This is a genomic window from Halomonas sp. Bachu 37 (assembly GCF_039691755.1).
GTDB lineage: Bacteria > Pseudomonadota > Gammaproteobacteria > Pseudomonadales > Halomonadaceae > Vreelandella > Vreelandella kashgarensis.
Genome location: NZ_CP137552.1, coordinates 2,708,816 through 2,724,008 on the forward strand (window position 1 = coordinate 2,708,816; position 15,193 = coordinate 2,724,008).

12 protein-coding genes are annotated in these 15,193 nt (G+C 61.5%); 2 read left to right on the plus strand and 10 right to left on the minus strand.

Annotated elements, in window-relative coordinates; translation table 11 throughout:
- Positions 1 to 47 precede the first annotated feature (47 nt).
- Positions 48 to 2,345 (minus strand): 5-methyltetrahydropteroyltriglutamate--homocysteine S-methyltransferase, encoded by a 2,298-nt coding sequence (gene metE, locus R5M92_RS12480; protein ID WP_346796274.1) that lies wholly within the window; start codon positions 2,343 to 2,345, stop codon positions 48 to 50.
- Positions 2,346 to 2,445: 100 nt separating this feature from the next.
- Here metE and R5M92_RS12485 point away from each other — a divergent pair, with 100 nt between their 5' ends.
- Positions 2,446 to 3,360, plus strand: coding sequence for a LysR family transcriptional regulator (locus tag R5M92_RS12485; protein ID WP_346796275.1), 915 nt, complete (start codon positions 2,446 to 2,448; stop codon positions 3,358 to 3,360).
- 22 nt (positions 3,361 to 3,382) lie between these two features.
- Here R5M92_RS12485 and R5M92_RS12490 read toward each other — a convergent pair whose 3' ends face one another.
- The 7 genes from R5M92_RS12490 to R5M92_RS12520 all read right to left on the minus strand — a co-directional run bounded on the left by R5M92_RS12490 (position 3,383) and on the right by R5M92_RS12520 (position 10,657).
- Positions 3,383 to 4,978, minus strand: coding sequence for an ATP-binding protein (locus tag R5M92_RS12490; protein WP_346796276.1), 1,596 nt, complete (start codon positions 4,976 to 4,978; stop codon positions 3,383 to 3,385).
- Positions 4,979 to 5,020: 42 nt separating this feature from the next.
- Positions 5,021 to 5,779: a winged helix-turn-helix domain-containing protein gene (locus R5M92_RS12495; protein ID WP_346796277.1), complete on the minus strand. Its 759-nt coding sequence runs from the start codon at positions 5,777 to 5,779 to the stop codon at positions 5,021 to 5,023.
- Between the two features lie 762 nt (positions 5,780 to 6,541).
- Entirely contained in the window at positions 6,542 to 6,721 is a 180-nt protein-coding gene (locus R5M92_RS12500; RefSeq protein WP_346796278.1) for a PLDc N-terminal domain-containing protein, read from the minus strand.
- Positions 6,722 to 6,782: 61 nt separating this feature from the next.
- Entirely contained in the window at positions 6,783 to 7,310 is a 528-nt protein-coding gene (locus tag R5M92_RS12505) for a retropepsin-like aspartic protease (RefSeq protein ID WP_346796279.1), read from the minus strand.
- Positions 7,311 to 7,356: 46 nt separating this feature from the next.
- Positions 7,357 to 8,700: an MFS transporter gene (locus R5M92_RS12510; protein WP_417338867.1), complete on the minus strand. Its 1,344-nt coding sequence runs from the start codon at positions 8,698 to 8,700 to the stop codon at positions 7,357 to 7,359.
- A gap of 108 nt (positions 8,701 to 8,808) precedes the next feature.
- On the minus strand, positions 8,809 to 8,955 hold the full coding sequence (locus tag R5M92_RS12515) for a hypothetical protein (RefSeq protein WP_346796281.1): 147 nt from the start codon (positions 8,953 to 8,955) through the stop codon (positions 8,809 to 8,811).
- 64 nt (positions 8,956 to 9,019) lie between these two features.
- Positions 9,020 to 10,657: a BCCT family transporter gene (locus tag R5M92_RS12520; RefSeq protein ID WP_346796282.1), complete on the minus strand. Its 1,638-nt coding sequence runs from the start codon at positions 10,655 to 10,657 to the stop codon at positions 9,020 to 9,022.
- Positions 10,658 to 10,840: 183 nt separating this feature from the next.
- On the opposite strand from R5M92_RS12520, the gene R5M92_RS12525 reads away from it, so the two are divergent.
- Positions 10,841 to 11,206, plus strand: coding sequence for a hypothetical protein (locus tag R5M92_RS12525; RefSeq protein ID WP_346796283.1), 366 nt, complete (start codon positions 10,841 to 10,843; stop codon positions 11,204 to 11,206).
- Positions 11,207 to 11,267: 61 nt separating this feature from the next.
- Here the strand turns inward: R5M92_RS12525 and R5M92_RS12530 are convergent, their stop codons facing one another.
- Together R5M92_RS12530 and glnE are read right to left on the minus strand one after the other, a co-directional pair.
- Positions 11,268 to 12,161: an AEC family transporter gene (locus R5M92_RS12530; protein WP_346796284.1), complete on the minus strand. Its 894-nt coding sequence runs from the start codon at positions 12,159 to 12,161 to the stop codon at positions 11,268 to 11,270.
- A gap of 3 nt (positions 12,162 to 12,164) precedes the next feature.
- Positions 12,165 to 15,173 (minus strand): bifunctional [glutamate--ammonia ligase]-adenylyl-L-tyrosine phosphorylase/[glutamate--ammonia-ligase] adenylyltransferase, encoded by a 3,009-nt coding sequence (gene glnE / locus R5M92_RS12535; protein WP_346796285.1) that lies wholly within the window; start codon positions 15,171 to 15,173, stop codon positions 12,165 to 12,167.
- Positions 15,174 to 15,193: the final 20 nt, after the last annotated feature.

Sequence of the window (15,193 nt, forward strand, 5' to 3'; positions counted from 1 at the left end):
CGCGCCGGGAACGGCAGCGGGGGCGAAAGGTTAGGCCAAGGGTTGTCTTAGCCGTGGCGGCGGCGCAGCACTTCAGCGGCTTGTACCATATTGGCCAGCGCCGGCTCGACCTCGGCCCAGCCGCGGGTCTTGAGCCCACAATCGGGGTTGACCCATAGGCGCTCGGCGGGAATCTTTTCCAACGCCTTCTCCATCAACTGCACCATCCATTCGACATCGGGAATGTTGGGGGTATGGATATCGTAGACACCCGGCCCGATCTCGTTGGGGTAGGCGAAGTCCTGAAAGGCGTCCAGCAGTTCCATGTCCGACCGTGACGTCTCGATGGTGATGACATCGGCATCCAGGGCGGCAATGGCGGCGATGATGTCGTTGAATTCCGAGTAGCACATGTGGGTGTGGATCTGAGTTTCGTCCCGCACGCCCGCCGCACTCAACTTGAAGCAATCCACGGCCCAATCCAGGTAGTCTTGCCATTGGCCCTGGCGCAGCGGCAAACCCTCGCGCAGGGCCGGCTCGTCGATCTGGATCACGCCGATTCCCGCCGCTTCCAGGCTATTCACTTCATCGCGCAGGGTCAGGGCGATCTGGCGGCAGGTGGTGGCACGGGACTGGTCATCGCGCACGAACGACCACTGTAGAATGGTCACCGGCCCCGTGAGCATGCCTTTCATCGGCTTGTCAGTCAGGCTCTGGGCGTATTCGCTCCAGCGCACCGTCATCGGCTGGGGCCGGGTAACATCTCCGTAGATGATCGGCGGCTTGACGCAGCGCGAGCCGTAACTCTGCACCCAGCCGAACCTGGTGAAGGCAAAGCCATCGAGTTGCTCGCCAAAGTACTCGACCATGTCGTTACGTTCCGCCTCACCGTGTACCGGTACATCCAGGCCCAGGGCGTCCTGGCGCTCGATGGTGTAGGCGATCTCCTCGCGCATGCGCGCCTCGTAAGCTTCGCGGCTCAACTCGCCGGCCTTGTAGGCGCGGCGGGCGGCGCGGATATCCTGGGTCTGGGGAAACGACCCGATGGTAGTGGTGGGAAACAACGGCAAGGCCAGCTTGCGCCGTTGAGCCACGGCCCGCTCGGCATAGACGCTGCGGCGCTCGCTGTCACCGGGCTGGATCGCCGCCAGGCGCTCCTTCACCGCCTGGCGATGGGTGCGCGCCGAGTCGCGTCGGGCGTCCAGGGCGCGAGTCGCGGCGGCCAGACGCGCTTCATCCTCGGCGGTCGGCCGGTTATCCAACAAGCGCGACAGACTGACCACTTCATCCAGCTTCTGGCGAGCGAAAGCCAGCCACTGAGTCAGCTCGCTATCGAGCTCGGTTTCAGCGTCCAGATCCACCGGCACATGCAATAGCGAACAACTCGGTGCCAGCCACAGACGACTGCCCAGGCGCACTCGCACCGGCAGAAGGCGTTCGCGCAACGCGGCCAGGTCGGCACGCCAGATGTTGCGTCCATCCACCGCGCCCACCGAGAGCACTTGATGCGGGCCGAGGCGGTCGATGACATGATCCAGCTGCTCGGGGGCGCGTACGGCATCCACGTGCAGACCGGCCACGGGCAGGCGCGTCGCCAGTGATAAATTGTCTCCCAAGGCGCCGAAATAGGTCGCCACCATCAGTTTCAGCGGCGCGGCCTGGAGACGATGATAGGCACGCTCATAGGCTTGTTGCCACGCCAAAGGTAGATCCTGTACCAGTGCAGGCTCGTCCAGCTGCACCCACTCGACTCCCTGGCCCGCCAGACGCGTAAGTATTTCACAGTAGACGTCCAGCACGCCTTCGAGCAGGCTCAGGCGCTCGAAGGCCTGACCCTTCTCCTTGCCCAGCCACAGCCAGGTGAGCGGCCCGGTCAAGGTAACCTTGACGTTGTAACCCAGCTGTTGTGCTTCTGCCACTTCATCGAACAGGCGCTGCGTGGCCAGCTGAAAGCGCTGCCCCTGGTGCAGTTCCGGCACCAGGTAGTGATAGTTGGTGTCGAAATACTTGGTCATCTCGCACGCCGCCGCCGGCGTGCCGCTTGGGGCCCGCCCGCGGGCCATGCGGAAGGTCGTGTCGAGGTCGATATCGCCTTGGGCCACTTCCGAGTCCGCCGCGAAGCGCTGGGGCACGGCGCCCAGCAGCGTGGAAACGTTGAGCACCTGATCGTAGAAAGCGAAGTCGCCCACCGTGACCCAGTCCAGGCCCGCGCTATGCTGCGCCTGCCAATGGCGACTGCGCAGCTCTCGGGCGCTGGCTTCGAGCGACTCGCGATCCATCTCGCCTTTCCAGTAGGCTTCCGTGGCTTTTTTCAATTCGCGCTGCGCGCCGATGCGGGGATAACCCAGAATATGAGAAACTGTCATGATGAAACCTGCCAACGTGAATGATTCGGCACAGTCTGGCGCCAGGCTAAAATTGAATCAAACTAAAGATTTTAATGATCATCATGAATGAAACTCAGCCATGCTAGAGCTACGTCATTTGCGCACTTTGGTCGCCTTGCGCGATACCGGTTCGCTGGTGGAAGCCGCCGAGCGCGTCCACCTGACCCAATCGGCCCTTTCCCACCAGCTCAAGGATCTCGAGGCGCGGCTGGGTAGCGCCCTGTTCATCCGCAAGTCTCGCCCGGTGGAGTTCACCCGCGCCGGGCTGCGCCTGCTGGCTTTGAGCGAGCAGATACTGCCCCAAGTACGGGTTGCCGAGCGTGATCTGGCGCGCCTGGCGGGAACCGAACAGGGCAGGCTGCACATGGCCATCGAGTGCCATAGCTGTTTTCAGTGGTTGATGCCGACGGTGGATCATTTCCGCGACCACTGGCCGGAAGTGGAGATCGATATCCCCAGCGGTCATCACTTCGATCCCCTGCCCGCCCTGGCGCGTGAGCAGCTCGACCTGGTGATCACCGCCGATCCCCAGCCGCTGTCCGGGGTGCACTACGAGCCGCTGTTTCGCTACGAGGGGCTTCTTGCGGTGGCCAGGCAGCACCCCCTGACGGGAAAGCCTTTCGTTTCGGCACAAGATATCCGCGAGGAAACCCTGATCACTTATCCGGTGGAACAGTCGCGCCTGGATATCTTCACCCAGTTTCTGGATCCGGCGGGCATCCGGCCCAAGGAGATTCGTACCGCCGAGCTGACTATCATGATGATGCAGTTGGTGGCCAGTGGTCGTGGCGTCTGCGCCCTACCCAACTGGGCCTTGACCGAATACCTGGAGCGCAACTACGTCACTGCCGTGCGCCTGGGTCCGGAGGGCGTGTGGGGAACGCTTTACGCCGCCTTGCGCGAGGAGACCCGCGAAGCGCCATGGATGGAGGATTTTCTGCGTACCGCTCGGGAAACGTCGTTTGCTGTACTGGCGGGTATCAAGCCGGCTTAAAACGCGCCGTCTGCCGAGGCGCCTAGGTGCGCCGGGGGATCAACAGGGTAAAGCGCGCGCCATGTAGTTTGGGGCTTTCATCGACGGTCACGCTGCCTCGATGCCAGGCCATGATCTTTTGCACGATGGAAAGCCCCAGACCATAGCCACCGGAACTGCGCGCCCGACTATCGTCCAGGCGGGTAAAGGGTTTGAAGACTTCGGCGCGCGCCTCGCGGGGGATACCCGCCCCGTCGTCCTCGACGTCGATACGCACCAGATGTGGCTCGTCGCATAGCCGGATCACCACCTTGGTTTCGGCATAGCGGCAGGCATTGCTGACCAGGTTCTGCAGAGCGCGTTGGAGATAACGGGGCTCCGCGTTGAGCTCGACATCTTCGCCCGGCTCCAGGGAGAGCTCTAGGTGCTTGTGCAGAGGCGAGAGGGTTTCGATGACACGCTGGGCCATGGCACGACAGTCCACCAATGCGGTTTCCATTTCCATGCCGTTGATGGTTTCGCTGCCCAGGCGAGCATAGGTGAGGATTTCATCCACCAGATCGTCCAGCTCGGCGATATCGCTGTCGATGCCTTGAAGCTGGCGGCGTATCGCCGGCTCTTCGGTCATATCCTCAACCATCTGCACCGCAAAGCGAATACGCGCCACCGGCGTGCGCAGCTCGTGGGAGACGGCGCGAATCATCTCCTGCTGCCCGCGCAGCAATGACTGGACCTGATTGGCCATGCCGTTGAAGGCCATGCCCAGGCGGCCGAGGAAATCGCCGCTCTCCACCTTGACCCGGGTTTCCAGGCGGCCACTGGCAATGCGCGTGGCGGCCAGTTCCAGACGCGCCATGCGCGACTCGATACTGCGCATGATGAGATAGATGATCAGCGCCAGCACGACCACCAGGCCGATCAAGAGGGGTAGATGCAAGCTGCTCGGCAGAGCGTCACCGCGCACCACGGGGCCCGCATGCAACCACTGCTCCTCTCCCGGGAGTCGATACACCATGGCGACCGAAAGCCTATCCGCCTGCAGGCGGATCACCACTTCACCCTGTTCCAGCAGATCACGCTGGGAGCCGCTCAAGTTCTCCGGAGGCTCGTCCAGCAGGCGCAAGGGCCAACCATTGGTGGATAGCTGTTGCAGCCGGGTTTCACGCTGTTCACCCGCGACGGCGCCAAGCCACTCTCCCGCCAAGCGCACACTGCCTTGCCACTGGCGCTCGCTCCACTCCGGTAGTATGGCTTCGAGCAGCCAGTTCTGTCCGGGCAGGCGCTGCTGCAGGCGCCACGGTTCACCTTCATACCCCGCCACCAGCGCCTTGCCTCGCTCGAGACGCGCCCGCGCGAAATAGCCCAGCGAGGCGTTCTCCAGGGAGCGCAGAGTCAGTTGCATATCGAGAATGTGGGCATAACGAGGTAAAACGGCTTCGCGACGAGCCGGAGAAAGCGGCGCCAGGGCGTGGGTAAGAAACCCCATGGGCAAGGCCACCAGCTGCTCCCGATAATGCTCCTGGCGAACTTGTTCGAGAAGGGCGCGTCCCGCCACCGCCATGCTGAACACCAGCAAGAGTGCCAGTGCCAACAGCAGGTAAAAACGCATAAAGGTGCCATGGGACAGCACACGCCACATCGTTCAACTATCCTTATTCATCAACTGTTTTCTTCGACTTTATCAGCTGTCCTTGACGAACAGATAGCCTTTGCTGCGCACCGTCTTGATGCGATGGGGCTGGTTGGGATCGTCGCCCACCTTGGGACGGATACGCGAGACGCGAACGTCGATCGAACGATCCTGGCCGTCATACTTGATCCCCCGCAGTTCGCTGAAGATCTCTTCCCGAGTGAGGACACGTCCGGCATTGCTGGCCAACAGCCACAGCAGGTCGAACTCGGCGCTGGTCAGGTCGATCCGTTCACCCGACAGCCAGGCTTCGCGTGTGGCATTGTCGATCTCGAGATTCTCGAAGCTCAAGCGCATCTCGCCGCCGGGGCCGGGACCTTCGGCCCGGCGCAGCAAGGCCCGCATGCGCGCCAGGAGAACACGCGGCTGTACCGGCTTGGGCACGTAGTCATCCGCGCCCATTTCCAGCCCCAGCACCTGGTCGAGATCATCGGTGCGCGCCGTCAGCATCATGATGGGGCCGGCATAATTGGGCCGCACCCGACGGCAGATCGCCAAGCCATCCTCGCCCGGCAACATCAAGTCGAGAATGACCAGATCCGGCTGCAACGTCAGCACCCGTTCCACGCCCTTGGCGCCATCGGCCTCCAGTGTCACCTGGAAGCCATTGGCCTCGAGGTAATCACGGGTCAGCTCAGCCAGGCGCCGATCATCTTCAATGATCAAGATATGATCTTGATCGGCATGCTCCGGGACTCCCGACTCCTGGGGTCCAAGCGCCTGAAATTGTTCTTCCAAGTGATCTCCCATCCGTTCTCTTCACTCCACTGAGCCAATTCGTGATACTCGCCGCCTGTCCTGCGCGACTCGGCAAATAACCTTTTCCATAAGCCCGACACAACAGGGGCTGGTGTCGTGAGTGCTTATGAAAATCGATGTCCTGGTAAACCGGTACTGATGCCCATTACTGTAACAAGGATACCTTAAAATGACGGTATCGCCTGCCTCTGTCGAGGTGGCATCTCATTTCTTTCGCTAGCATTCTGGAAATAGTTTAACCATTGCTGATATTTGCTGAAAGTTACTTTCAGTTGCGACTTCCATGCTGGCGTAAATTTGCGACAGTTGAAGCCTTACAATGTTCCACTGCCTCACTGGGAATTGAGCCTTCTGCCGACAATAGGGCGCGGCGCTTGGCTGGGTTTGATTGTTGTACGTGTCAGCACTACTTTAAGGTACGTACTGTCGACACCATCTTTGGCCATGGTCTTTGGTCACAGTCTCTGACAAGAGGAGAGTCTCATGTCCGACCACAACGGCAAAAGTGTCATCAAGCGCGTTTATGTGCCCACTCACGTGCGGGATCTATCCAACGGGGAGAAAGTCATCGTTCCTGGTCATTATCGGCCACCCGAGAAATGACTCGCCGGGGCGCACGCATCGTCCAGGCTGGCTGTTGCAAGCGGATATCACTTCCTGAGGATGATAGCTGATGAAGAAGGCAAGCCCATTGGCTTGCCTTCTTGCTTGTTGCGCGTTTCTACTGGTTGGTGCGCTAGATTGGTCGATGCGCTAGCCCTTGGGGCCCAGCAGGAACCATACGATCAACCCGATAAGAGGGAAAAGCAGCAATGCCAGAATCCACAGTAACTTGGCGACACCGCCAGCCGAGCTCTTGGCTACCTTGATGATGGCCCAGACGACGATTACCAGCCAGATCAAGCCTAATAAACCACCTACTTCAATGCCCATGGCAACTCCTTAGCGTGTTGGCATTCATGTAGTTTCAGCTAAGCACACCGTGGCGCACGTCTCAAGGCAAAGCAGTGGCTTCGGGAATACGCAACTGCATTTTTCCTTCCGCGATCTCGATGGCGAAATGATTCAGAAAGCTCATACCCAGCAACACCGTATCCCCCTCCATCGCCGGGCTGATGGACCCTTGAACCTGCTCCACCCGCATGCCGCCCAGCGCCACTTCCTCCAGTTGGGTCAGGGTGCCTTCGACACGGCCATTGGCGGTGTTGAACCAGGCGTTGCGCCCGGGCTCAAGGTCCAGGCGATCCGCCAACTCGCCGGGCACCGCGACATAGGTGGCTCCGGTATCCAGCAGGAAGGTAACGGGCTCGCCATTGATGTAGCCCGGTGCCTCGAAATGCCCCGACCGATTGCGCTTCAGCGTCACCGGCTCTCCGTCGGGTACCGCACTGATCAACTGCGCGTTGGGCCGAAACAACTCCTCCCACCCACCGTGCAGCCACCAGGTGCCGATCGCCATCAACAGTACCCAGAAAAGCAGCATCATGCCCAGACCACTGCGTCGCGTTCCGTGCTTAGCCATGCGTCACCTCGATTGATCGCTTGCTCCTGCTCGGTGAGTGGGTGCTTCAGTGCGGTTCCCATTGCTTTGCCGCCAGGCAGCCCCGTGCTTGATTCACCCGCATGCAAATCACCATCGCCGTGATGAACAGGGCCGCACATAACAGAATAGACGCTTGTAGCCCCACCAGCGTCTGTAAAACTCCCAGCAGGACGATACCAAAAACCCCAGCCAGCTTGTTGGCCAAGCCCCAGAAGCCGAAGAACTCGGCGGATTTTTCCAGCGGCGAGAACAACCCCACCAGCGCACGGCTCGCCGATTGGCTGGACCCCAGGCTCAGTCCCGCCAAACAGCCCACCACCAGGAAAACATGCTGGGCCTGCAGATGAGTCGCCAGCAGACGGTTGAGCCAGGCCGTCAGCTCTGGGGTCGCCCAGATCGCCAGGATTGCGGCGACCCACAACGCCAATGTCAGCTGGTAGGTCTTCTTCGCTCCCCAGCGGTCCTGTATCCACCCGAACCCCAGCGCGCCCGCCGCCGCCGTGAGCTGGACGATGATGAACATGATATTGCGTACGCTCTCGTCCCAGTTGATCACCTGGGCTCCATAAATGAAGGCGAAGGCGATAATGATGTACACCCCCGCCATGGAGAAAAGCAGCGAGACCAGAAACGTGGTGAGATCCTTGAAATAGCGCAGCTCGTGCAGGGTGGTACGGATACGCGCCTGGGCGATGGCACGATAGGAACGGCCCGGCGGTTGTGCCAGGCCCCGCTCCTTGAGCCATAGAAAAGTGGGAATGGCCGCGATCAGAAAGAATCCCGCCGCGAAAGGCCCGACCCAGCGTATACGTTCGAAATTGTCCGCCGTGGCTTCACCCAGTGCTATCAGCGTGAAACCAGCGGCAAAGAGCCCGCCAATATAGCCCAACGCCCAACCGAAGCCGGAAATCTTGCCCAGCGACTCCGGCGGTCCCAGTTCCGGCAGGAAAGCAGCAATGAACGACTCGCCCATGGAGTAGGCATAGTTCGACACCACGATCAGCACCATCCCCACCACGACATATCCCGGGGTCACGAAGTACAGCATGGCCGTGGCGGCGACGGTCGCCAGGTAACTGATCAGTAGAAAGCGCTTCTTCTCGGCGCGATAATCCATTACCGCGCCACACAGCGGCGCCGTCACCACTACCAGCAGATAGCTGAGCGCCAGGGCCAGGCTCCACAGGAAATTGGCCCAACGATAGCTGTCGCCGCGCTCGCCGACGATCACGGTGGTGAACAACTCACCAAAGACCACGGTGATGATCAGCAGGGTATAGGCCTGGTTGGCGAAATCGAACATCGCCCAACCGAAGATTTCGCGGCGCGAGGCGTGCTGCCGCGGCGAGGAAGATAACGGGAAGCGCACGGGCGATAGTCTCTGAGATGGTCTTCGGGATGGTCTTGGGGATAGTCTCATAAAAGGACAAACCCGAAGCCTAGCATAGCTCCGGGTCGACTCTCGTCATGGTTACCGCTACAGAAGCCAATGGGCAATCACCGCAGCAGTCCCCACCAGCAGCGACGTGACCACAGCAATATCGACGATCCGGTCCAGCCAGCGGTCGAACTCCGCATTGCGAGGGCGGCGTCGCGTGGCGCCGTGGCGCCCTTGTCGGGCCATGGTTCAACAGGCCCCGTCACAGCGCGGGAACCCGGCCGCCCGTGTTGCGTTTTTTCGCTGCATGTCAGCCTCCCTCGCGTCGATTGATTCGACGATTGATCACGTTCGGTGCCCGGCGCAGGCGCTCCTCCTCGCCCAGTTGTTCTGCTTCGAAGGCGTCGGCACCCACCGGCGTTTCCCCGTGGCGACGATACAACTGGGTCAGCATCGCCTTGCGATCGGAGCGCAACTCCCGCACCAGCACGATCACCATCATGTACAGGATGAAGGTGAACGGCAACGCCGACAGCACGGCAGCCGACTGCAGACCGGACAGCCCCCCGGCCACAATCAGAGTGAAACAGATTGCCGCGATCAGCACGCCCCAGATGATGCGCTTGTAGAGCGGCGGGTTGATCGAGCCATTATCCGTCATTTGCGCCACGATATAGGAGGCCGAATCCGCCGATGTGACCAGAAAGACAAAGATCAGCATCATCGCTACCACCGAGAGCACGCCGGAGAAAGGCATGAGCTCGAACATCTCGAACAGGGCGACGGTAATATTTTCCTGCGTGGCGGCAGCCAGGCCCACATCGCCAACGCCCAGCTCCAGGTTGATGGCGGCACCGCCGAATACCCCGATCCACAGACAGGCCAACAGCGGCGGCACCAGCAGAACCCCGAACACATACTCCTTGATCGTGCGTCCACGAGACACGCGCGCCACGAAGGTCCCGACGAAGGGCGACCAGGCAATCACCCACGCCCAGTAGAAGATCGTCCAGCCGCCGCCCCAGTCGTTGCCGTCATAGGGTGAGATACGCAAACTCATGCCGACGAAATTCTGCAGGTAGTCGCCGATACCCAGCGTGATCGTCTCCAGTATCGCGATCGTCGGCCCGGTCACCAATACATACAGCATCAGGCCGATGCATAACAACATGTTGAGATTGGACAGGCGCTTGATGCCCTTGTCCAGCCCCGACCAGGTCGAGGCCATGTAGGCACAGAACATCACGAACAGGATGACGAACTGCCACCAGCCGTTCTCGGGCATGCCGAAGACCGCATTCAAGCCGCCGTTCATCTGCAGTACGCCCAGCCCCAGCGAAGTGGCCACCCCCATGACCGTGGCCACGACCGCAAACACATCCAGCCAGGAGGCATACGGACGAAGGCGGGGAGATTTGGCGGTCACCGAGGAGAGAACCGAAGAGACCAGTCCCGCCTGTCCCTTGCGGAACTGAAAGTAAGCGATGATCAGCCCGACCAGCGCAAAGGCGGCCCACTGGTGAATCCCCCAATTGAAATAGGCGTACTGGATAGCGTAGCGGGCGGAATCCGCGCTTTCCGACTCCACATCGCCGTAGGGTGGCTCGATATAGTGGATCATCGGTTCCGCCATGCCGTAGAACACCAGCCCGACACCGAAACCGGCGGCCAGCAGCATGCTGATCCACGAGAAGAAAGTGTAGCTGGGTGTGCTGTCCTGGGGTCCGAGGCGCACCTTGCCATGCTTGCTCAGCGCCAGGGCTACCAGGAAGATGACGAAACCGAAAACGGAAAGAAGATAAAACCAGCCAAACAGATGCGTTACCGTATTGAGCGCCGCCTGAGCCGCGCTACCGAACCCCTCGGGAAATAACGAACCAATTATTACCAAGGCGAAGATAATCACCGCAGACGCCCAGAAAACTGTTCTGCCTCCATGATTTGCCATGAGTTCATCCTTGTCAGCAATCGAGTGGTACACCTACCGGTGCTGCACGATAGATACTATCAGCTGCAGCACCGGCTCGCATGCGCGCATGGTCTGCTCTGTTTTTCGACAATCGCACAGTGGCGATGAACTTGCTCGGGCTGACGCGTTCCAAGGCGAAGACATCTCTTATGGAGCATCACCATGACTCATTCCAATCGCGACCCGCGCAACGCCGCCTGGCAGGCAGCCCACCAGTGGCGGTCACGTGCCGGTCAGGCTCGCCCTGACGGCCTGATGGGAAGCGTCAAGTTACTGTTTACCTGGCTTGCCTTCGGTGCCCTGATGATCGTCGGTGTCGTGCTGGGCCTGTTTTTCCTGCTTGTCGGCTGGGCGATGATGCCTTTTGTTCGTTACAAGATGAAAAAGCGCATGGAGCAGATGCGCGCCCGGCAGGCCCAGGATATCGGTGGCGGCCAAGGCGATCACTTTACTTCTCGTCAGGACTTTACTTCTCGACAGGAAGTGCTGGAAGGCAGTTACGAAGTGAGAGAAGAACGCCGCCGATAACCGCCAACGCTCTTGCGCCTTCCTGGCTGACGATCATGCCATACGGCTTCCCCGCTGGCCTTCATACCGGGGCATAGACCCAGGTGAAGACCACGACCAGGGTCAGCGGCATTACCACCAGACTCCCCAAGTTACCGATCAGCACCACGGACGCCACCTTGTGGGGCTGCAGACGATACTGTTCGGCCACCAGATAGTTGAGCACCGCCGGCGGCAGAGCGGCAAACACCAGCAGCACCGCGACCTGGAGCGGGTTCAAGGGCAAAATCAGTAGCAATGGCAAGGCGATGACCAGACCGGATAACGGGCACAACAGCGCCCCCAGCAGGCCCGTGCGCCAGTCGCTGAAGTCGATTTCCAGCAGCCTCACCCCGAGGGCGAACAGCATCAGCGGAATGCATACTCCCCCGAGCATGTGCATGGCCTCCAACAGCCAGCCGGGCAGCGGCATGCCGCTGAAATTGACCCCCAGCCCCACCACGCTCGCCAGCACGATGGGCATGCGCAGCATACGCCACAGCGACGTGCGCGGGTTGAGCATGTAAAGCCCCACGGAGAAGTGCAGCAGCATCTCGACGATGAACACCACCACGGCGGCGGGCAGCGCCTCCGGGCCGAAAGCCAGGACCAGCAGCGGCACGCCCATGTTGCCGGCGTTGTTGAACATCATCGGTGGCAGGAATACCTTGGCGTCCAGCTTCAGCCACTTCACCACTGGCCACAGCAGCAGGCCAGACCCCAGCACCACGGCGGCTGCCGCAACGGCGAGCCAGATATAATCCGCCAACGGCGCCTGACGGTCCGCCAACACGGCAAACACCAGAAGCGGAACGAAAAGCTCCATGTTGAGTGTGTTGAGGCTACGAATATCCGGGGTGCGCCAATGGCCGTAAAGCGCCCCGCTACCGGCAATCAGAAACACCGGCAACAGCGTGGCAAGAATCTGCCCTGTCATTTCCTATCCTTGTTGTTGAGTGCTCTCTCCCGCTTCCAGGAAGCGTTTCCATAGCGCGATGACAGCTTGGCGATGCGTCTCGAACTCCTCTTTCCTGCCCTTGGCCGGCTCGCCGATGAGTGCCGCACGGTGCGTAGTGCTGCGATAGGCGAGATAGGCGTCACGCAGGCGCTCGGCCTCCTCGGCAGGCAAATGGCCGCCGGCGGCCAGATTTTCGAGAATTCTAATATTGTCGCTATAGGTTATCAGGGCCGGGGTTTCGTGGGCCAGCGCCAGCACCGCGTATTGGCACAGAAACTCGATATCGACCATGCCACCAGGGTCCTGCTTGAGGTCGAACATCTCTTCACCGGGTTTACTCGCCAGGTGCTCGCGCATCTTGCGGCGCATCTTGATCACGTCTTCGCGCAGCTCTGCGACATCCCGGGGCCGGGCCAGGATATCGCCGCGAATGGTATTGAAGCGTTCGGCCAGCCCGGCCTCCCCCGCCACCACCCGGGCGCGCACCAGCGCCTGGTGCTCCCAGGTCCAGGCATGGTGTTCCTGATAATCGGCAAACGACTCAAGGGATGTGACCAGCAACCCCGAATTGCCCGAGGGGCGCAAGCGCATGTCCACTTCGTAGAGGCTGCCGGCTGGAGTGACGGCGGTCAGCAGGTGGATGATTCGCTGGCCTAGCCGGGTGAAGAAGACCGGCGTATCGATAGGCCGGGGCCCGTTGGTACTGCCCTTGCCGGCGCTGTCGTGCAGGAACACCAGATCGAGGTCCGAGCCGTAACCCAGCTCGATTCCGCCAAGCTTGCCGTAACCCACGATAAGAAAAGCCGGTGCAGCGTCTGCCTCCATGCCTTCCGGCACGCCGTGCTTGCGCGTGACGTGCTTCCAGGCCATCGCCAGCACCGCGTCCAGTATCACTTCGGCAATATAGGTCAGGTAGTCGCTGACCTTCATCAAATGGCGGGTCCCGGCGATATCGGAGGCCGCCACATGGAGCATCTGGGCGTGCTTGAATACACGCAAGGCTTCAAGCTGGGCTTCCTCGTCGTCCTCGGGAATACGCCCCAGCGCCTGGCGCAGCTCGTCGGCCAGGCGCTCCTTGTCCGCCGGGGTATACAGGGTTTCGGGGGTGAGCAATTCATCCAGCAGCAGCGGATACCGCGCCAGCTGCTCGGCGATCCAGGGGCTGGCACTGCAAAGTTCAAGCAAGTGTTCGAGGGTATGGGGATTTTCCCGCAGCAGCGCCAGATATGCCGTACGCCGCAGCACCGCTTCGATCAGCGGTTGGACCCGGGCCAGCGCCCTGTCCGGGCTGGCGTGGTCGGCAAGCGCTCCCAGCAGCAGCGGCATAAGCGCATCCAGCCGCTCGAAGCCGATCCGTTGCATGCTCTGTACCTGGCGCGAGTGGTAGAGCCCGCGCAGGCGCTTGAGCGCCTTGTCGGGGTCGGCGAATCCCGCTTGCTCGAGCAGCGCCTGCGCTTCGTCCTCTTCTAGCTCGGTGCGCCACAGCAGGCGCCACTGCTCCAGGCTCAAGCCATCGCCCACCGTCTCGGGTTCGTCGAGCTCCTCCTCGGGGTCTGCGATCACCGCGTCGAAGTGGCGGCGTACCCGCTCGCGAACTTCGTCCAGCTCCGCCATCAGGGCAGGCCAATCCTCATGGCCCATCGCCAGGGCGACCCGCTCGCGGTCGGTATAGTCGGCCGGCAGCGTCTGAGTCTGGCGGTCCTCCAGCGCCTGGATGGCGTGCTCCAGATCGCGCAGAAAGGCGTAATCCGGCAGCAGTTCGTCGACCACTTCACCGGGCAGCAGGCCCAGCGCCGGCAAGCGTTGCAGGGCAGTCTTGAGCGAGGCGACCTGCAGCTCGGTATCGCGGCCGCCACGAATCAGCTGGAAGGCCTGGACCACGAATTCCACTTCACGGATGCCGCCCGGCCCCAGCTTGATGTTGCTCTGCATGCCCTTGCGTCGCACTTCGCGGTTGATCATCGCCTTGAGTTCACGCAGGGATTCGATGGCGCCGAAATCCAGGTACTTGCGATAGACGAACGGCTTCAGGCCGGCCAGCAGCTCGTAGCCGGCGTCGATGTCGCCGGCAACCGGGCGCGCCTTGAGCATGGCGTAACGCTCCCACTCGCGGCCCTGGTCCTGGTAGTAGCTCGACAGCATGGCGAAGCTGCCCACCAGCGGGCCGCCATCGCCCAATGGGCGCAGGCGCATGTCGACGCGAAAGGCGAAACCGTCGGCGGTGACGGCATCGAGGGCGGCAATCAGGCGCTGGCCGATCTTGGTGAAGTATTCCTGGTGCTCCAGCGCCTTGCGCCCGCCCTGGGTTTCGCCCTTCTCGGCAAAGGCGAAGATCAGGTCGATGTCCGAGGAGAGATTCAGCTCGCCGGCGCCCAGCTTGCCCATGCCCAGCACCACCAGCCGTTGCGGTGAACCATCCGCCCGTTCGGCGGGATGACCCCAGCGTGGCGCCAGATGCGCTTCAAGCCAGCCCAGGGCCGCCTCCAGGCACACTTCCGCCAAGTGCGATACGGCAGCGGCGGTGCTCCACATGGCCTCGCGTGGATGCTCGTGTGGCTCGCTCTCGCCAGGACGATTGAGATCGCGCCAGACGATGGCGAACATGCGGGCGCGGCGAAAGCGGCGAATCGCGGCGTGCATCGCCGCCTCCTCGTCCACGCCGTCAAGGGCTTCATCGAGCCACTGCTGCAAGGTGTCCCGCTCGGGTGCTGCATCCAGCTCCCCGCCGGCATCCAGCTCGCCAAGCCAGGTCGGGTAGCGCGCCAGTGTGTCCACGGCGAAGGTCGAGATTGCCAGCACCCGCGCCAACGCCCGGCGACGATCCACGGACAGCGCCTGCCAGCTCTCCGAAGGGGCATCCTGCCGGGTCATCTGGGCCACGTTATCCGCTTGCTCCAGGCCTTCGCGGACCCGCTGCCAGGCCTGGGCAAGCGGGTGCTCGAGTGCAGCGGGAATATCTTCCAACGGCAGAAAATCGTCGGGAAAATCCATGGTCACCTCGCAAAAAGACT